Here is a 19,459-nt window from a genome sequence, read left to right as displayed (position 1 = left end):
TAGATGTTAGTTTCATATAATTGGTTACAAGATTTTCTTAATTTAGATCAAGAACCTCACGCTTTAGCTGAAAAAATCACTCGTACTGGCGTAGAAATCGCTGATGTTAAGCATCCAGCAGAGGGCTTAAAGAAATTAGTTGTTGGTAAAGTGCTTGACTGCAAGGGCGTTGAAGGCACTCACTTGCACTTGACTCACGTTGATGTAGGTGAAGATGAACCGTTGCAAATTGTTTGTGGTGCGCCTAATGTTGCCGCAGGTGAATTGGTCATCGTTGCTTTACACGGTGCTCGCATTACCGGCAATGAAAAGATCAAGAAGGGTAAGATCCGCGGCATGGAAAGCTACGGCATGATCTGTGGCATGCAAGAAATTGGCTTTAGCGACAGTGTTGTACCAGAAGAATTTGCCAACGGCATCTATGTCTTCCCAGAAGACGCTGACGTTAAGCCAGGGGAAGACGTTTATGAAGCACTTGGCATGAATGACTACATCTTGGACTTCGATATTACGCCTAACCGTGCCGATACTTTGGGCATGGAAGGTGCCGCATATGAAGTTGGTGCCATTGTTGATCAAAAGCCTAAGGTTGAAGACGTTGTATTAAAAGAAGACGGTCCCGCTTGGACTGACTCACTTGATGCTAAGGTTGATGAAAAGCTTACTCCTAAGTTTTATTTACGTAAATTGACTGGCGTTAAGATTCAAGACTCGCCACTTTGGATGCAAAGACGTCTGTGGAATGCCGGCATTCGTCCAATTAACAATGTCGTTGACGTTACTAACTACGTCATGCTTTTGACTGGTCAACCAATGCATGCTTATGATGCCAAGACTTTTGCTACTGGCAAGCTTGAAGTTAGATTGGCTAACAAGGGCGAAAAGCTTACTTTGCTTAATGAAAAAGAAGTTGAGCTTGATCCGCACGATATCGTGATTACTGATGGCGATAAGCCGGTAATGATGGCTGGTGTGATGGGCGGACTTAATTCTGAAATCACTTCAGAAACTACTGACGTCATTTTGGAATCAGCTATTTTTGACCCAACCTTGGTTAGAAAGGCTGCTCTTCGTCATGCTAACCGTACCGAAGCTTCAAGTCGTTATGAAAAAGGCGTTAACTGGGATGCAACCGAGAAGGCAATCAACATGGCTGCACTTTTGCTTAGAAATGATGCTTCAGCTACTGTTGATGAAGGCATTTTAAAGGCTACTGATAAAAAGCGTGGTCCAGTGGTAGTTAATACTACTGTTTCATACATTAATAAGGTTTTAGGTACTGAAATTAGCGCAGCTGACATGATTAAGATCTTTGATCGTTTGGGCTTCCCCATTGACCAAGACGGTGACAAGATTGCTGTTCATGTGCCAAACAGAAGATGGGATATTGCCATTCCAGCCGACTTGGTAGAAGAAGTTGGTCGAATTTACGGCTATGACAATTTGAAATCGACTCAGCCTCTGCTAGCTGAAACTCATGGTGGCTATTCCAAAAAAGAAGAAATGATGCGTCGGATGAAGGCTATTGTTCAAGGCCAAGGCTTGATGGAAGCTATTTCTTATTCATTGACTTCACCAGAAAAGGCTGTTCGCTACACTAAGGATCCTAAGGCTGTTGCTAAAGTAGAAATGCCACTTAACTCAGGTCGTTCAGTTATGCGTCAAAACTTGATGACTGGTTTGGTTGACGCTGCTAGCTACAACTTCGCTAGAAAGCAAACCCAATTAGCCTTCTTTGAGCAGGGTAGAGTTTATGACCACGATGGTGGTACATTTAATGAGCATGAACATTTAGCTACTCTTTATTCAGGTAATACTTTTGCAGAAAATTGGCAACATGTGACCCAAAAAGTAGACTTCTACTTTGTTAAGGGCCAATTGACTAACTTGTTTACTGCAATAGGGATTGATCCTGAAAGAGTGGTTTATAAAGCTGAAGGAATTGTAGGGATGCACCCAACGAGAACTGCTGGCATTTATATTGATAAGCAATATGTTGGGATGATTGGAATGATTGCTCATGCTGTAACTTTTGCTGACAAGGCTCTTCGCGGCAGCGAACTTTACGGTTATGAAATTAACCTGGATGTTATTATCCCAATGTTGACTAAAGGAATGACTGCTAAGCCAGCTCCTAAGTTCCCAGCAATTGAACGTGACCTATCACTCTTGGTCGATAAGGAAGTTACTAACCAAGAAGTTGAAAATGTCATTAAGTCTAATGCTGGTAAATACTTAGTGGCTCTTAAAGTAATCGATGTTTACGAAGGTAGCCATATTGAAGCTGGTAAGAAGAGTTTTGCCTACAATTTGACCTTCTTAAACGAAAAGGATACTTTAACTGACAAGGTTGTTAATAACGCTATGGACAAGATCAGAGCTGGCCTTGAAAATGATCTTGACATTAAAGTTCGTTAAAGGTTGACTTTACTGGTGTAAACCAATATTATTGATCAGTGCAAAGAAAATTTAATTTCTGAGGAGTTAAAAATATGCCTGAAAAATCTTATCCAATGACTGCTGAAGGTAAAGAAAAACTTCAAGCAGAATTGAAAAATTTAAAATTAGTTAAGCGTCCGGAAGTAATTAAGCGAATTAAGGTTGCACGTTCATTCGGTGACTTATCAGAAAACTCTGAATACGATGCAGCTAAGGACGAGCAAAGTCATGTAGAAGACAGAATTGCGCAAGTTGAAGACATGCTTAAGTATGCGCAAGTTGTTGATGCTGACAGTGTTGATCCTAATGAAGTTTCAGTTGGTAAGACTATTACCTATACTGAGGTCGGTACAGATGATCCTGAAACCTACACTATTGTTGGTAGTGATGAATCTGACCCATTAAACGGCAAGATTTCTAACGATTCACCAATCGCTCAAGCTCTTTTGGGCAAAAAGAAGGGTGAAACCGTATCAATTACCACTCCTGGTAGTCAATTTGACGTTGTAATTAACGAGGTTAAAGCTTAATTAGCAAAAAAGACCGGGATTTTTCTGGCCTTTTTGTGTAGAGAGGTTTTTAAAATGCGAACAGTAGGAATAATTGGCATGGGGCATGTTGGTGCTACAGTTGCATATACTTTATTTACCCATGGTATGGTTGACGATTTAATTTTAATTGATAAAAATGAAGACAAAGTAAATGCTGAATATAATGATTTGCATGACACTTTGGCTAGAAACGACAGCTATGTCAACGTAAGAAAACAAGACTGGGATGGCCTGGAAGATGCAGATATTATCATTACAGCCTTTGGTGATATTGCAGCTTCAGTTAAGACCGGCGACCGCTTTGGTGAATTTGATTTAAACGCTAAGAATGCTAAAGAAGTCGGTGCAGACATCAAGGAATCAGGTTTCCATGGTGTTTTGATTAACATTTCCAATCCATGTGATGCCATTACGCAAATTTTGCAAAAAACAAGTGGCTTAAAGAAGAATCGTGTCTTTGGCACTGGTACATTCCTTGATACTGCTAGAGTTCAAAGAATTATTGGTGAAAAATTGGGTCAAGATCCGCGTAATGTAGAAGGATTTGTGTTGGGTGAACATGGTTCTTCACAATTTACTGCTTGGTCAACGGTTAGAGTTAACAATAAAATTGCCTTGCAGTTATTTAGCGAAGATGAGCAAGAGAAGATTAGTGAACAATCAAATAAGAACTCATTTATCGTGGCTAAAGGCAAGGGCTATACCAGTTATGCTATTGCTACCTGTGCAGTTCGTTTAGTACAAGCTGTGTTTAGCGATGCTCGGTTATATTGCCCAGTTTCAGTTTATAATCCAGAATTTAAGACTTATATTGGCTATCCAGCAATCATTGGTCGCGATGGGATTGAAGAGGTAGTCGAACTCAAGCTTACTTCAAATGAACGTGAAAAGTTGCAAGGTGCTGCTGATAAGATTAAGGAACACTTGGAGCAATTGAGTAAGTAAAATTTAAGATAAATTAATTACTGTACAAAAGATCGAAATTTTGATTAATTTCGGTCTTTTGTATTTTTCTCAAAAAATTTTGGCCTTTTTTTGCGTAATAAATAATGGGAGGTAAATTTTGAAAATTAAACGCAAAAGAGGTGAAGTTTTTTTGAATCAAATGAAAAAATTGATCAAGAAGTTTGAGCAAAATCCTGGTGACTTTACATATGATGAAGCTATTAGATTAATGAGATATGCAGGTTTTAAGCTATTAAACAAAGGTCGTACAAGTGGCTCACGAGTGCAATTTGAGCGTGGTGATGTTAAAATTAATCTACATAAACCACATCCACAGAACACTCTTAAACAATATCAATTAAAAAAGTGAAGGGATGGATTAAGGAAGGCAGGTATAAGGCTATGAGTCTACTAACCTACAAGGGATATCAGGGTACTATTGAAACAGAAGACGACATCTTGTTTGGTGAAGTATTAGGGTTAGAAAATACTTTCATTTCTTATGAAGGAAAAACTTTAGCGGAATTAAAACAAGATTTTAAGGCGGGTATTGATGACTATCTTGAAAATTGTCAATTAGAACATGAAAAGCCCGAATGTCCGAATAAAGATAGAGCAAAAATTTAGTGGCAAGAGTTATTGTCAGCATCTTTAGCTTAAAAAAGTATTAAAAAAGTAATTGATATGTAATTTTGAAGGTAGTGAATATGAAAACAAATAAGTTTTCTTCTAAAGATTTTGTATTTGAAAAATCATCCAGAATTGTATAGTTTGGATGTCGACTAAAAATATGGATAAAAATGAAGCCCACAACCTTTATGCAAAGTTGTGAGCTTCTTTGTAACTATTTAGAACAGATCATTAGTGATCTTCATGGTTAGTGAAGTAACGGTAATCTTTACTCTTGTCGAATAAAACAGCACGAGCATTTTCACCATTAGAAATTGAGAAAACAACATCAGGATATTGGGTCTTAACTTCATCTTCAACTAAGCCTCTAAGCATAGCATTATTGGCTAAAACAGAACCAGTTAAGGCAATCTTCATTGGCTTAGGATCTTCGTAGCGACTCAAACCGATCAAGATATCACGAGCAAGAAGGTGAGCTTGTTCTTTAATAACCTTGGTTGCATCTTCATCGCCGGCGTCAGCAAGCTTAGCTACGTGAACGGCCATGCCAGCAACCTCTGGATTAGACATTCTGTAGAACTTAGCATTGCATTCATTCATGTGTTCTACATCGAATAACTTGGTAAACATTGGGATAAGTGAATTTTCTTCACGTTTGTCCCAACTAAGAAGTGCAGATTGCATAGCTGAACGAGCAATTGCATAACCTGAACCTTCGTCACCTAAGATATTACCATAACCGCCAACTGCGATTAAGTGACCATCTTGTAAACCATTATAAACGGATCCGGTACCGGCAATAACCAAAGCACCATCATCACCTTCAAGACCAGCATATAGAGCTAAGAGTGAGTCGGTAATTGCGCGTGTAGGCAAGTTATTGATTCTTGATGAAATAGTTGCAGCGACTTCTGGTGCGTTACCTACAACAGATAAACCCGCAATCCCAACTAAAACGCGCATGCAGTCGCCATCGACTTTATTCAGCAGTTCATTAATTGTATCTGAAATATTCTTGATACCGCCTTCGTAGTCAGCGTTAATTTGACCTGTACCGCCTTCTGCGCGACCGATTTCCTTGCCAGTTTCATCATATGCGATTGCAGTAGAATGTGTACCACCTGCATCAACACCAATTTGGTATTTAAGAGCCATAATTAAATCTTCCTTCTATATTAATTTATCCAAATGATAACGTATACATTTTATTACATTTTTATTGGCTAGGTCTAGTATTATTTCTGCTGTTAGCGCTAACAGTGCGTATTTTTTATCGAAAAATAGTAAATAATGATTGAAATAATAGTGATCAGTAATCCGATTAGAAAAATCCATGGGATATAAATTAAGGTAATTTGATGCTGTCCTTTAACTAATTTAAAGTTTAAAAATGTCTTCATGAATAAAGTTTTATTCTGATGCAGCAGTTTGCCTTTGTCAAAAATGAGCCAATTGGAGCTAGCAGGAATAGTGGAATTCATGGTCATTGCTTTTTTGGTTGCAAACCGGTTGGATTTGATTTTTAAACCAGCTTGCGAAAATATTGGTTGATTTCGTTTGAATGCGGTGATTTGCGTATTTAATTTAGTGGTATTTAATCGCCATAAGTTAGCTGAATTTAGATTTAAATCGTTCTTTTTTAGAGTGATAGCGATTTGAATACGTTGGCCTTGCATTTGGCTGCCTAGATTAATTAATCGTGGGTCGGGATCACGCACGGATAAATTAAGGTTAGAATCGTTAACATGAATTTCTGCGCTATTTTCATCAAGATCGCCTGGCAATTCGAGATAATAAGAATCATTAGTATGCGGTCTGAAATTAAAAATTACGCGACTAACTTGAGCATGCTTTTTTCTGGAGTATTGCATCCAGCCGCCTTCCCAACCAGTGACGCCAATTTTTTTAGGATCAGGCCAGATAACACGGGTAAAAAGCTGCGTTTTCTTACCAGTAGCCTGTTTAAAGAACAGGTTTTGGTTATTACTGATGCTGGCAGGATCAAACTTAATTTCTTTAGGAGCAGTTGGCGAAAGGAATAGTAGAGGCAAGGCATGATTATTTTTTACTATTAGTAATTGCTTGAATTTTTTCTGCATTGCATAGTCGCTAACATCAATTCGGTGATTAGGATTATCATATTTCATCTGCTTGTTTTTACGTAGCGGAATAATATCGTTGTTGGGTAAGAGATAATATTTAACCCCTAATAAATCATCAGTAATTGGCGTGCCACCAAAATTATTATAGGAATTACTGTTATTGACAAAACCTAAATTCATTAAAAGATTAAGAACGCGTTGGTCAGAAATGGAATTAAAACTACTGAGGCCGTTATAATCAGCCGTAAAGGGATCACCATCTGAGCGGTAAAAAGTTTTTTCTGTGCGGTAAAAGCCTTGATCATGCATTTTTAAGTATTGCGTAGCCTGGTTAGTATTAGCAGCGAAGTTTTGAAAATCGCTGTCTTTCTGATATGCCAAATTGCCTAAAGAAAGTACAACATTGATAATTAATTCTAGTTCTACAATTAAATAAAAGAATGGCGCGGCTAATTCAGTTTTTTGATAGATTAAGCCAATAAAAAGCAGACCTAATGCAAGAAAACTACAGGATGAAATTTGTGCTTCTTGAGTTAAAAATTCAAAACCTTGATTTAAGCATAAGTAAATAGCTAATCCCAATGCTAATATAGCTAAGATGCCAATTTGAATAAGCGAGATTTTTTCATGTTGTCGAAGAAAGTCAATCGCTAGGTTCAAACTGAGGAAGATCAAGACAAAACTAAAACGACCTGGATACCACACTGGAAATTGACCTAAGTGCCATAGTAAGACTAACGGTGTCCAAAACAATGAAGCAATTAAAAATGATAATAATAAGCCGTTAGCTAGTTTATTTTGCCAATTTATTTTTTTACTTAAGAAATATAGGATTGTAAACATAAGCAGGGGCAGGGCGATATAAATATTAGGCATCCCTTCCTGCATCTCATGAAAGTTGTAGGCACCATCAGCTAATTTGCTAAATTGTTCATATGGTGGGAACTGAAAGCCCCATGACCATTGAGCTGAGGACGCAGCTTTGCCCTGCAGCATTTCTACAAAAACAGGCAGCAACATAAAAGCATTGAAGAAGGAACCAAACATGCTACATTTGAGATAATTCCAAAAAAGTGGCAATCTGCTTTCTTTTTTAATGAAGAAGATCTTAGTTAAGAAATAAAGCAAGCCGAATAATAGTGCCATAAAAGCTGTGTAAAAATTGGTTAACCATAATAGAAAGGTGATTAGTGTTAAATGATTTTTTTGCTTAGCTAATACTTTATCTATGGCATCAATTAATAAAGGCAAAAGCAAAACTGCATCTAGCCACATTAAGTTATAGTAATTGCCAATTACATAACCAGATAAAGCGTAAGATGAACTAGCAGCTAAAACATAGAAATAATTAGCGATTTTTTGATGCCAATAGTAATAGCTAGTCAAGCCAGCCATTGCGATTTTTAATGCAATAATGATTAAAATTGCTTGGGGAACGAATTTTTGTGGGAATAAAAACAGCAATAAATTAAACGGACTAAAGAGATAATAAGCGTCAGTAGCTAGCATTGAGCCACCTAAGCCGTTAGAAAAGGTGTAGATTAGTTTAAGGGGATGCGTGAAGAGGTTGCTTCTAAAAAAAGCTAAAAAGTCAACGTATTGCTGACCTAAATCTACTGTTAAAATACCGTTGTGGGTATAGAAAAAGTAGCTCACAAAGATTAAACCCGGTAAAATAAAACTTATGAAATAAAAGAGAGTTTCTTTATTGAAAGATAATTTATGCATAGTAAAATAATGTTTCATTAAAATTTGTCAAAGCTCCATTCTCAATCGTAGAATTAACGTTCAGTTTTTGTTAAAATACAGACAGTTTTAGTAAGGGACGATATACGTGGATTATTTTAGAAAAAATAGTGGGACTGGCTCCAATAAGCAGTCCTCTACTCCAATAAGAATGCGAATCATTCTGGGCGTAATCCTGATCTTATTCGCGATGCTAATTGGTCAGCTGGCATATCTGCAGCTGGTCTATGGCTCTCGTTTTAAGGCGGAAGTGCAGAGAACTGATTCAACTGTTATCTCTAATCAGGTGCCCCGTGGGGTAATGTATGATGCTAAAGGGCGGATTCTAGTTGGTAATAAGGCAACCAATGCCATTACCTATACCAAGAGTGCGTCGATAACGACGACAGATGTTTATAAAATCTCCAATGCCTTAAGCAATTACATTAAGATTACCGATGAAAAGCCCACAAAGCAAATGATAGCTGATTATTATTTAGCTAATAGTGATAATAACACTAGAATTACGGCTAAATTACCTAGGTCAGCCAAGGTTGATCCTGATGGCAATAAAAAGACTAATGGTGAAGTCTATAAGGCAGCTTTAGCCTATGTGGAAAAGATGGATCCTAAGCTTACGCCTAAGGAAAAGACTGCAGCTTTGATCTTCAATAAGATTTCAGGGGCCTATACTTTATCAACGATTTATGTGAAAAACAAAAATCTGACTGATAAAGAAATTGCGCAGGTAGGTGAACACTTATCAGAATTGCCAGGAGTCGGCATTGGGACTGACTGGCAAAGATCGTATCCTAACGGTTCATCTATTCAAAGTATCATTGGTTCTGTTTCAACTGAAAAATCCGGTTTGCCAAGTGATAATCTACAGTATTACTTAAGAAATGGCTATTCCAGAAATGATCGAGTTGGTATATCATATCTTGAAGAAGAGTATGAATCGCTTTTGAAGGGTACTAAGTCGACTAGCCGTGTAACTACTAAGTCTAACGGCAATATTCAGCAAACTAAAACCGTTTATGACGGTCAAGCGGGTGCTAGCCTGATGCTAACGATTGACGCGCAATATCAAAAGAAGGTTCAAGCTGCGCTTAAACGAGTTTATAGTTCAGCTGAAGCAGCTGGGGCGGCTCGTTATTCTAATGGTGCTTATGCCGTTGCAATGAATCCTAAGACGGGAGCTTTGCTAGCTGTTGCTGGACTTAATCGCAATACTAACACAGGTAAAGTAACCGATAATGCCTTGGGCGTAATTAACCAATCATTTGTTATGGGGTCTGTTGTTAAGGGAGCAACGGTTTCTGGTGGTTTAATTAATCATGTGATCACGCCAACTAATAATACTTTGCCAGATACGCCAATTTACTTACCTGGCTCACCAGTTAAGAAATCTGTTTATCCAGTCGGTACATTCAGTGCCCTAGATGCAGAAACGGCTTTGGAAGTTTCAAGTAACATTTATATGATGCATTTAGCGATGAAATGGGTTGGCGCCAAATACGTGCCTAAGCAATACATTCATATGCCAGATGACTCGTTTAATGTGTTGCGAAGAAACTTTGCGATGTTTGGCTTAGGACAAAAAACCGATGTTGATTTGCCAGGAGAGGTTTCAGGAATTGAAGGTAAATCCTTTAACTCTAAAGGCAATATTTTGTCAGGTTCTGTCCTCGACTTGGCTTATGGTAACTATGATGCTTATACGCCAATTCAATTAGCGCAATATGTTTCTACGATTGCTAATGGTGGTAATCGGATGCAACCGTATATTGTGCAATCAGTTGGGCGCACCAGCAAGGATGGTAAGAAGGTCTACATTAGCTATAACAAAAAGCCTAATGTTCAGCAATCTATTCCTTGGACATCAGCTGAATTGAACGTGGTTCAACAAGGGTTCTGGCGCGTTGTTCATGGAACTAATGGTTGGGGTACGGCTCACCCATTAAAGAATGTTAAGCCTTCAATCTCTGGTAAAACTGGTACCGCACAGACATTCTATTATGATGCGGAACATCCTAACAGAAAACACAATATTGAATTGATTAACGCAACTTTCATTGGCTATGCTCCTTCTAAGAACCCTAAATTGGCTGTGGCAGTAGTCTTCCCAGGACTTGACCCAGATGGTGAAGGAACGTATACTTTACAGGTTGCAAAGGCCATGATTAAGGATTATTTTGCACTTCATTCCACAAAATAACAATTTTTACTGGTCAAATTGCTTGAAAAATGCTATTCTAGTACAGTCAGAATAAAAGTGTAGGTGGTGAAAAAAATGGCAGATAACATCATTTTGGAATGCACCGAATGTGGCGATAGAAGTTACTTATCTAAGAAGAACAAGCGTAAGCATCCGGAACGTTTATCTTTGAAGAAGTATTGCCCAGTTGAAAGACGAGTAACACTTCACCGTGAAACTAAGTAATAAACCAAAGTAGCAGGTTGTGTGCCTGCTATTTTTTGTTTTTAGGTAAAAATATGAAAAAATCAGAATTAAGACAACAACAGATAAAACGATTAAAAAAATATGTAAATTTCCAAGATAAAAAGCAAGAAGATAGTCAATTACTTGAAAAATTTTTGGGGTTAAAGATAGTAAAGGATAGCCAAACATTTGGCGTTACTGCATCTTTACCAATGGAAGTAGATACATCTGAATTGATTGCTCGTTTATGGGATCAAGGCAAGGAAGTTTATTTAGCTAAAGCTAGAACTGATCAAGAGCATACTTTAGATTTTTTACATTATACATATAAAAGCAAATTAGTGAGATCAAAATTTGGTGTAGAGGAAATCGCTGAAGATGATCATACAGAAATCAACAATGAACTTGATGTTGTTCTGGTTCCAGGCTTAGCCTTTGCATTAGATTCGCATGTTCGTTTAGGTTTTGGTGGCGGTTATTACGATCGTTTCTTAGCTAAATATCAGCGGCAGACTGTCTCTTTGGCAAATAAAGTGATGCAATTTCGACAGGCTAATTGGCCAGTTGAAAAGACAGATGTGCCAGTGCAAACAATTGTGACAACTGAAAAAATCTATTAGAATAATCACAATGATAAGTTTAAGGGGGATTATATGAATCACAAAATTAACCTCTCACAATCATTTGTGACTTTAGGAATTTTAATTATACTGCTCGCTGTTTTTTTGGTAGAAGTATTTTTAGGCGGCTCGGAAAATACTAACGTGCTAATGAAAATGGGCGCCATGAGCAATTTTGCCGTGGTTGTTGGTCAGCAGTGGTGGCGTTTATTTACTGCTCAATTTTTGCATATTGGTGTCATGCACCTGGTTTCTAATGCCGTGATTATTTACTACATGGGGCTTTATATGGAGCCGTTGATGGGTCATTGGCGTTTCTTAGCTACTTATTTGCTAGCCGGGATAGGTGGTAATTTACTTAGTTTGGCTTTTGGCTCAGATCGTGGCCTTAGTGCAGGGGCTTCAACCGCATTATTTGGTCTTTTTGGCGCAATGACCGCCATTGGTTTACGTAACATGCGCAACCCAATGATTAGCTATCTAGGACGGCAAGCCTTTGTATTAGCTTTGATTAATTTAGCACTAGATTTATTTGTACCAGGTATTGATATTTGGGGGCATCTTGGTGGTTTGATTAGTGGCTTTTTGCTCGCAATTATCATGGGTGATCATATAATGAAGACTTATAACCCTAAGTGGCGGGTTTTAGCTGGTGCGGTACTAATCGTGTATGTTGTTTGGACAGTTAGAACAGGGATGGTTATTAACTTCTGATGAAAACTTTATATGATGTACAGCAGCTGTTAGAAAAATATGGTATTTTGGTTCATGTAGGTAAACGGATCTGGGACATTGAGTTAATGGCCTTGGAGCTAGATAATATCAATCGTGCGGGGATAATAGATCCGCATGATTATATGGTGGCTAAGCTGATTTTACGTAAAGAGCACCGCGTTGAAGAATTAAAAGAAAAAGAACGCCAGAAAGACGCTAAAAAAGATAGCAAGTAAATTAGATTAGCGGTATCATTATATTTGTAAGTTTTTATGAAAGGGCAGATTAGAGTTTATGTCGAGTTTTTTAATTGTCTTAGATATTGTTTTATTAGTTATCTTACTAGGAATTGGTGGTATATGGGCTTGGAATAAGATTCAAGCTAAGTCTATCGGTGGCGAGATGACTAATAAAGAATTTAAAGAGGGCATGCGGAAGGCACAAATCATCGATCTGCGTGAGAAAGAACCATTTAAGCGGAAACATATTGATGGTGCCCGTAATCTGCCATATACAATGCTTAAGTATCAATATGGTGAGTTAAGAAGTGACTTGCCAGTTTATCTTTATTCGGATTCCAATACGATTACTTTAAGAGCTGCCCGTTTCTTGAAGAAGAAGGGCTTTGTTTCTATCCACTGGCTTAAGGGTGGATTCGAAGCATGGGATGGCAGAACTAAGAAGTCTAAATATTAATTAAAAAGACACATTTGGAGGAGATCCAATGTGCTTTTTTTGTATCAAAATTAACGAGAATGGATGTTTATGCAAAAAGTATTAGCAATCGTAGGACCGACTGCAATTGGCAAGACTGATTTAGCAATAAAAGTTGCTCAGCAATTGAATGGACAAATCGTGTCAGGAGATTCAATGCAAGTCTATCGTGAAGTGGCAGTCGGTACAGCCAAGGCGACTAAGGAAGAGCAAGAGCAGGTAAAGCATTATTTAGTTGATACCCGATCGATCTTTGATGAGTATTCAGTCAAAGACTTTGTTACTGAAGCAACAAAAGCAATTACTCAAATTACCGAGCAAAATAAACTGCCTATTTTAGCTGGCGGAACTGGTTTTTATGTTAATGCCTTGCTGAATCAGATGCAGCTAGGTGAAAAAAAGAATGAAGATCGTGGTACGTCTCAAAAATGGGAAGATTTTTTAAAGCAAAATGGCCCGCTAAAATTATGGCAAAAATTAAACACTAAGGATCCGGCGGCAGCTAAAAAGATTCCTGTACAGAATACACGTAGAGCGATGCGGGCATTAACAGTGATTGATCGCACGGGGAAGAAATTTTCACAGCAGCAAAAAAAGATTAAGCCGCGCTATGATTATTTGATTATTGGCCTCAATTCTGATCGTCAGGAAATATATCGACGCATCAATTTGCGTGTAGATAAGATGATAGAGAAGGGGATGCTTAACGAGGCGCGTTTTATTTATGATAATCGGACGAAAGAGCATCAAATTTTGCAAGCTATTGCTTATAAAGAATTTTTCCCTTATTTTGCGGGCGAAAAGACAGTGACTGAATGTGTTACTCAATTAAAAACGGCCTCTAGACGCTATGCCAAGCGGCAACTGACTTATTTTAGAAATCAATTGCCAATTACCTGGTTTGATCCCTTAAACGATCCAGAATGTGAAGCCAAGATTATTAGAAAAGCGAGTGAATGGCTAAATGAATAATTTACCAGAAAAATTACAAAAAATTGTTAAAGCAGTAGATCAGCAAATTGCGCCAAAATTGGCAGAAATTGAAGATCAAATCGTTTACAACCAAGCTAAGGTGCTAAAAGCCTTTCAAGACAATGATGTAGCTGAAGCTGATCTCAATGGTGCAACTGGTTATGGCGATGATGATATTGGTCGTGATAAATTAGATAAAGTGTATGCACAGGTATTTCAAACCGAAGATGCTTTGGTTCGTCCTCAATTTGTCTCAGGTACGCACACGCTCTTTACGGCATTAAATGGCAACTTGAAATATGGTGATACGTTAACTTACTTAACAGGAATGCCTTATGATACTTTACAAAAGGTGATTGGCTTAACTGACGATAAGCGCGGCACTTTAGCTGAAAGAGGGATTAAATTCTCTTATGTACCATTAAATGATCAAAATTTAATTGACTATGATGAAGCTGAAAAGATTTTAAAGCGTGATCAGCCCAAGATTGTTGCTATTCAGCGCTCACGCGGATATTCCACTAGAAAGACTTTTACTGTTGATCAAATCAAAGAAATGATTGCTTTTGTCAAAAAGGTAAGTCCAAATAGCATTGTCTTTATCGATAATTGCTATGGTGAATTTTCTGAAAAGCATGAGCCTACCGAATATGGTGCGGATTTAATGGCTGGTTCTTTAATTAAAAATGCCGGTGGTGGTCTAGCCAAGACCGGTGGTTATATTGTTGGTAAAAAGGAATTGGTTGAAAATGCTAAACTCGCACTAACTGTACCGGGATGCACTGATGAAGGAGCTACAATCGGCAACTTGCATGATTTTTATGAGGGCTTCTTCTTGTCGCCTAATGTAACAGGAATGGCTGAGAAGGGCATGATCTTTGCGGCTGCATTATTTGCCAAGATGGGGTTAAATGTGACGCCAGCTTGGGATGAGAAGCGTAGTGACATCATTGAAACAATTATTTTTAATGATCCTGATAAGATGATTAAGTTTGTGCAAGAAGTACAGAAAAACTCGCCAATTGATTCTTTCGTCACTCCTGAAGCAGTCCACATGGAAGGATATGAAGATAAAATTATTATGGCGGCTGGCAATTTCGTTTCAGGTTCAACGATTGAGTTTTCAGCCGATGGTCCGGTTAGACCGCCTTATGCTGTCTATATGCAAGGCGGTCTGACCTATGCCCATGATAAAGTGGCAATTGTCAACGCTGTGTGCGATACCTTTTTTAATAATGATTAACAAAAAGTAAAGTTTCGAAATTTTTAATGGACCAATTTGACTTTTTGAAATTGGTCTGCTATTGTATTAAATAGTTCTAGGAGATAAAAATTAATCATAGGACCAGACCAATTTTATATTTTTAGTTTTTATAGGTGAATAAGACTATGAGTAAACAATATACTGCAGAAGAAATTAAACAAGAAGTTGAAGACAACGACGTAAGATTTTTGCGTTTATGCTTCACTGATATTAATGGTACTGAAAAGGCTGTTGAAGTACCAACTAGTCAACTTGACAAGGTCTTGACTAACGATATTCGTTTTGATGGTTCTTCAATTGACGGCTTCGTTCGGCTTGAAGAAAGCGACATGGTTTTGTACCCTGACTTTTCAACTTGGTCAATTTTACCATGGGGCGACGAACACGGTGGCAGAATCGGTCGTTTGATCTGTTCAGTTCATACTACTGATGGTAAAGCTTTTGCAGGTGATCCAAGAAATAACTTGAAGCGAATTATTAAGCAAATGAATGATGCCGGTTTTGATGCATTTGACATTGGTTTTGAAATGGAATTCCACCTCTTCAAGTTAGGCGAAGATGGCAACTGGACTACAGAAGTTCCAGATCACGCTTCATACTTTGATATGACTTCAGATGATGAAGGTGCAAGATGTCGTCGTGATATCGTTGAGACTCTTGAAAGCATTGGCTTTGAAGTTGAAGCTGCTCACCATGAAGTAGGTGACGGTCAACAAGAAATTGACTTTAGATTCGATAATGCTTTAGCAACTGCCGATAGATGTCAAACCTTTAAGATGGTTGCTCGTCATATTGCAAGAAAGCACGGCTTATTCGCTACATTTATGGCTAAGCCGGTTGAAGGCCAAGCTGGTAACGGGATGCACAATAACATGTCACTCTTTAAGGGCAAGAAGAATGTCTTTTATGATGAAAATGGTGAATTCCACTTATCAGATACTGCACTTTACTTCTTAAATGGTATTTTGGAACATGCGCGTGCAATTACTGCAATTGGCAACCCAACTGTTAACTCATATAAGCGTTTAATTCCAGGTTACGAAGCCCCTTGCTACATTGCTTGGGCTGCTAAGAACCGTTCACCACTTGTTCGTATTCCAAGTGCTGTTGAAATCAATACTCGTCTTGAGATGCGTTCAGCTGATCCAACTGCTAACCCATACTTGCTTTTAGCTGCATGTTTGACTGCCGGTTTAAACGGAATCAAGGAACACAAGATGCCAATGAAGCCAGTTGAAGAAAACATCTTTGAAATGAGCGAAAAAGAAAGAGCTGAAAAGGGCATCAAGCCACTTCCAACTACTTTGCACAATGCTATTAAGGCATTTAAGGCTGACGACTTGATTAAGAGTGCATTGGGTGACCACTTAACTCGTAGCTTTATTGAATCCAAGGAATTGGAATGGTCTAAGTATTCACAATCCGTTTCAGATTGGGAACGTCAACGTTACATGAATTGGTAAAATTTAATTAAAATTAAATATATTTTTAGCTGAATTTGCTATATAATATTTAAAAATGATATCCCTAATGTAAGTTAGGGATATTTTTGTGTTCATAACGAAGCCTGGGGTAATGCAATGAGTAAAAGAATTTTAGCGCTAATTGGAATATTGATGGCATTAGGTTTAACTGCCTGCAATCAAAATACGGCTAATAATATGAATAATCAGCGTAAGGCTAATACTCAAAAGCAGGGCCTAACTACTAAGCTAAATGCTCCTGAGCAAGCTAGTGCTTTTATAATTTATGCAGCAATGAAATATAAGGGACATTGGCAGAAACTTTATCAACGAGCTCAAGCTACTAAGCTCAGTGTGAGCGTAAAAAATCATACTGGTTTTCGCGTTAAGAGCAAAGATTATATTTATGAGGCAAGTGATGATGGTAAGGAAGCCGATACTTTTTATACGGTAAAGGATGACCAGATTACTTGGTATACTGGCAAGAAAAAGCAGGGCAGTGCTGAATTAAGCAATGTTGTCAACTACTTAAATAGTCATGAACAAGCCAATCAAGTTAAACAATTAGCGGCTATTACCAAAATAGGAGCGGCAATTACGTCAGACAAATATGGTGTTAAGGGTGATAACGGCTTGAGCTTTATTCCTAAGAGCTTGCGTGGTACTTGGTATAATCGCCAGGGGAAAAAGCTAGTGGTAACTGATCATACGATCAATGGTGAAGAAATTCATATGATTGATAATGCTAGTTTTGCTCCAGTATCTTTTAAACAAACCGAAAAGTGGGCCCGTGCTCGGATGGAAAACATCAATGGAATTGATTGCTATCACGTTCAGAGCTTGAATCAGCAAGGCTTTGGTCTGCTCTATACCGTGCAAAAGAAAGACGGTGAACATGCAATAGCGACTTACAGCGTTGATACTGGCGATTTTACAGGATCTTATTGGAAGTCAATTAAGTCAGCTAAAATTAACAGAGATGCAGTATTTGCCAGTCTTAAGTAAAAATCGTAATTTTTCTATAAAATTGTTGTAAAAATTTGGTTAAACTGGCTTTTTATAATATGATTATTATAATGATTATTATAAAAAATAAGATAGGAAAATTAGAAAAGGGGAATCCTTTTGAAAAAGAAATTAACTGTATTGGTTGCTATTTCTGCAGCTTTAACTTTGGCAGGATGCAGTCAAAGCAGCCAAGGGAATACTCAATCACAATCAGCTAAGTCAAGTAAAATAGCTAAGAAGACTTCTACCAAGCCGACTGCAGAGTCAACTAGTTCTAAGAGCAGTAGCAATGATGATTTTGTTAAATTGTCAGCTGACAAGATGGACTATAAGACTACAGCTAGTGCAATTACTGTTTATGCTGCACAAAAGTATGGCGATACTTGGGAGATAGCCTTAAATGCAGCTGAAAAGGGCAATTTAGATGTAGCGTTTAGAACTAAGGATGCTACTGGAATCAGTGCTGATAACTCTGGCTATGTCTATGAAGTTAGTGGTACAGGTAAGAGTAGCAATGCCCGTTACATGTTAGGTGGCGGCGATGGTAGTGATAAACAGGTTACAATCTTCGTTAAGCAGCGTAATTTAGGTACTATCAGTTTAGGTGAGATTGTTAATTACTTAAATAGTAAGAAGGCTGGCACTACAGTTGATAGTTTAGCTAAGAATACGCAACTAAACGTTAAATTGCAGGGCGATGAGGCCGCAAGCAAGACGTCACCTGTTCAAAGCAATAAATCATCAGCTAGTGTGATTCCGGCGAACTTGCAAGGTACTTGGTACACTGCCGATACTGGCAATGGCAATATTGATACTTTAACAGTTTCAAGCAATAAGATTAATGATGAAGCTGGCTTTAGTATGGATGTTAAGAAGAAGAATACTGGTTCTTCAGATACCACTACTGGCTATATGAAGCAAACTGCTATCAATGGCATTAATTTCTATAGTTTTACTAATATGGGCCAACAACCTGGTCAAGGGAGTACTTACCTTGCACCACATACTGAGAACGGTCAGAGTGTGGTTGTATCTGCTAATTCTAATGGTCGTACAAATGCCGTCTATTGGAAGAGTGAAGCTTTAGCTAAACAAAATGCTAATAAGCAATTTAAAGATTTGAAATATTAAAAAGCATAAGAAATGATATGAACCCCAAATTTGGGACATATTATTGAACTGCTTTATTTAAAACCATATTTCGATATTCTATCGGAGTATGGTTTTTTAGTACTGTTTTAATTCTATCATGGTTGTAGTAATGAATGTATTCCTTGATTGCTTGTTCTAATTCATCCATGGTTTTGAATGTCTTTTCAAAGCCATAGAACATTTCTCGTTTAAGAATGCCAAAGAAGCCCTCCATTAAGCCATCATCCAATGAATTGCCCTTGCGTGACATAGACTGGGAAACACCATGATGTTCAAGCCATGCCTGAAAAGCTGCGTGCTGATATTGCCAGCCCTGATCAGTATGAAAAATTAAGCCATTAAGAGCTGGATGCTTTTGATAAGCTTGATCCAGCATGTCCATTACTTGTTTCAATACTGGATGACGGCTTAATGTATAAGCAACAATCTCTTGACTGCAGCCATCCATCACAGGTGATAGATAAAGCTTTTCTCCATTAAGGTGAAATTCAGTAATATCTGAGTACCAATGCCTATCTGGGATAATCGCCGCAAAATGACGTTTAATTAAATTGGGCTTGATTTTTCCAATAGTTCCTTTATAGCTTGAATATTTAAATCTGCGTCTAATCGAAATGGCATATAAATGCATTTTGACCATTAAGCGCTTAACACGCTTATGATTGACTATAATGCCTTCACGACGCAATTGAGCAGTAATTCTGCGATAACCATATC

At 37.9% G+C, this 19,459-nt stretch carries 19 protein-coding genes; 16 read left to right on the top strand and 3 right to left on the bottom strand.

Features of this window, described 5'->3' with window-relative positions:
- Positions 1 to 3 precede the first annotated feature (3 nt).
- The 5 genes from pheT to BLP58_RS06930 all read left to right on the top strand — a co-directional run bounded on the left by pheT (position 4) and on the right by BLP58_RS06930 (position 4,562).
- Positions 4 to 2,418: a phenylalanine--tRNA ligase subunit beta gene (gene pheT / locus BLP58_RS06950; protein ID WP_013853764.1), complete on the top strand. Its 2,415-nt coding sequence runs from the start codon at positions 4 to 6 to the stop codon at positions 2,416 to 2,418.
- Positions 2,419 to 2,492: 74 nt separating this feature from the next.
- Entirely contained in the window at positions 2,493 to 2,969 is a 477-nt protein-coding gene (gene greA / locus BLP58_RS06945) for a transcription elongation factor GreA (RefSeq protein WP_013853765.1), read from the top strand.
- Between the two features lie 54 nt (positions 2,970 to 3,023).
- A complete protein-coding gene (locus BLP58_RS06940) occupies positions 3,024 to 3,935 on the top strand; it encodes an L-lactate dehydrogenase (RefSeq protein ID WP_013853766.1) in 912 nt (303 codons plus the stop codon).
- Positions 3,936 to 4,053: 118 nt separating this feature from the next.
- Positions 4,054 to 4,305, top strand: a complete 252-nt coding sequence (locus tag BLP58_RS06935) for a type II toxin-antitoxin system HicA family toxin (RefSeq protein WP_013853767.1) — start codon at positions 4,054 to 4,056, stop codon at positions 4,303 to 4,305.
- Between the two features lie 32 nt (positions 4,306 to 4,337).
- Positions 4,338 to 4,562, top strand: coding sequence for a hypothetical protein (locus tag BLP58_RS06930; RefSeq protein WP_013853768.1), 225 nt, complete (start codon positions 4,338 to 4,340; stop codon positions 4,560 to 4,562).
- Positions 4,563 to 4,796: 234 nt separating this feature from the next.
- On the opposite strand, the gene BLP58_RS06925 is transcribed toward BLP58_RS06930, so the two are convergent.
- Together BLP58_RS06925 and BLP58_RS06920 are read right to left on the bottom strand one after the other, a co-directional pair.
- Complete coding sequence (locus BLP58_RS06925) at positions 4,797 to 5,720, bottom strand: N-acetylglucosamine kinase (RefSeq protein WP_013853769.1); 924 nt, start codon at positions 5,718 to 5,720, stop codon at positions 4,797 to 4,799.
- 98 nt (positions 5,721 to 5,818) lie between these two features.
- Positions 5,819 to 8,413, bottom strand: coding sequence for a YfhO family protein (locus BLP58_RS06920; protein ID WP_013853770.1), 2,595 nt, complete (start codon positions 8,411 to 8,413; stop codon positions 5,819 to 5,821).
- Between the two features lie 88 nt (positions 8,414 to 8,501).
- Between BLP58_RS06920 and BLP58_RS06915 the strand changes: the two genes are divergently transcribed.
- The 11 genes from BLP58_RS06915 (at position 8,502) to BLP58_RS06865 (ending at position 18,721) form a co-directional block, all read left to right on the top strand.
- Entirely contained in the window at positions 8,502 to 10,610 is a 2,109-nt protein-coding gene (locus tag BLP58_RS06915) for a peptidoglycan D,D-transpeptidase FtsI family protein (protein WP_013853771.1), read from the top strand.
- Positions 10,611 to 10,685: 75 nt separating this feature from the next.
- Positions 10,686 to 10,835 (top strand): 50S ribosomal protein L33, encoded by a 150-nt coding sequence (gene rpmG, locus BLP58_RS06910; protein WP_006351577.1) that lies wholly within the window; start codon positions 10,686 to 10,688, stop codon positions 10,833 to 10,835.
- Between the two features lie 53 nt (positions 10,836 to 10,888).
- Positions 10,889 to 11,455: a 5-formyltetrahydrofolate cyclo-ligase gene (locus tag BLP58_RS06905; protein ID WP_013853772.1), complete on the top strand. Its 567-nt coding sequence runs from the start codon at positions 10,889 to 10,891 to the stop codon at positions 11,453 to 11,455.
- 33 nt (positions 11,456 to 11,488) lie between these two features.
- On the top strand, positions 11,489 to 12,169 hold the full coding sequence (locus BLP58_RS06900; protein WP_013853773.1) for a rhomboid family intramembrane serine protease: 681 nt from the start codon (positions 11,489 to 11,491) through the stop codon (positions 12,167 to 12,169).
- Positions 12,169 to 12,405 carry a YqgQ family protein gene (locus tag BLP58_RS06895; RefSeq protein WP_013853774.1) on the top strand — a complete coding sequence of 79 codons (237 nt, stop codon included), beginning with the start codon at positions 12,169 to 12,171 and terminating at the stop codon, positions 12,403 to 12,405. The genes BLP58_RS06900 and BLP58_RS06895 overlap by 1 nt, the downstream gene beginning before the upstream one ends.
- A 58-nt stretch (positions 12,406 to 12,463) precedes the next feature.
- Positions 12,464 to 12,865 (top strand): rhodanese-like domain-containing protein, encoded by a 402-nt coding sequence (locus tag BLP58_RS06890; protein ID WP_013853775.1) that lies wholly within the window; start codon positions 12,464 to 12,466, stop codon positions 12,863 to 12,865.
- 69 nt (positions 12,866 to 12,934) lie between these two features.
- Positions 12,935 to 13,855, top strand: a complete 921-nt coding sequence (gene miaA / locus BLP58_RS06885) for a tRNA (adenosine(37)-N6)-dimethylallyltransferase MiaA (protein ID WP_025084208.1) — start codon at positions 12,935 to 12,937, stop codon at positions 13,853 to 13,855.
- Positions 13,848 to 15,098: a methionine gamma-lyase family protein gene (locus BLP58_RS06880; RefSeq protein WP_013853777.1), complete on the top strand. Its 1,251-nt coding sequence runs from the start codon at positions 13,848 to 13,850 to the stop codon at positions 15,096 to 15,098. Before miaA ends, BLP58_RS06880 begins: the two co-directional genes overlap by 8 nt.
- A gap of 146 nt (positions 15,099 to 15,244) precedes the next feature.
- Positions 15,245 to 16,582: a type I glutamate--ammonia ligase gene (gene glnA, locus BLP58_RS06875; protein ID WP_013853778.1), complete on the top strand. Its 1,338-nt coding sequence runs from the start codon at positions 15,245 to 15,247 to the stop codon at positions 16,580 to 16,582.
- Positions 16,583 to 16,699: 117 nt separating this feature from the next.
- Positions 16,700 to 17,587 (top strand): hypothetical protein, encoded by an 888-nt coding sequence (locus BLP58_RS06870; protein WP_013853779.1) that lies wholly within the window; start codon positions 16,700 to 16,702, stop codon positions 17,585 to 17,587.
- Positions 17,588 to 17,707: 120 nt separating this feature from the next.
- The gene (locus tag BLP58_RS06865) at positions 17,708 to 18,721 is read left to right on the top strand and encodes a hypothetical protein (RefSeq protein ID WP_013853780.1); all 1,014 of its coding nucleotides are present in this window, start codon (positions 17,708 to 17,710) and stop codon (positions 18,719 to 18,721) included.
- Between the two features lie 40 nt (positions 18,722 to 18,761).
- Here the strand turns inward: BLP58_RS06865 and BLP58_RS06860 are convergent.
- A partial coding sequence (locus BLP58_RS06860; protein ID WP_056941233.1) for an IS3 family transposase occupies positions 18,762 to 19,459 on the bottom strand: 698 nt, incomplete at its 5' end.

The organism is Lactobacillus kefiranofaciens, from assembly GCF_900103655.1.
Lineage (GTDB): Bacteria > Bacillota > Bacilli > Lactobacillales > Lactobacillaceae > Lactobacillus > Lactobacillus kefiranofaciens.
This window is presented reverse-complemented; position numbering and strand designations above follow the sequence as displayed.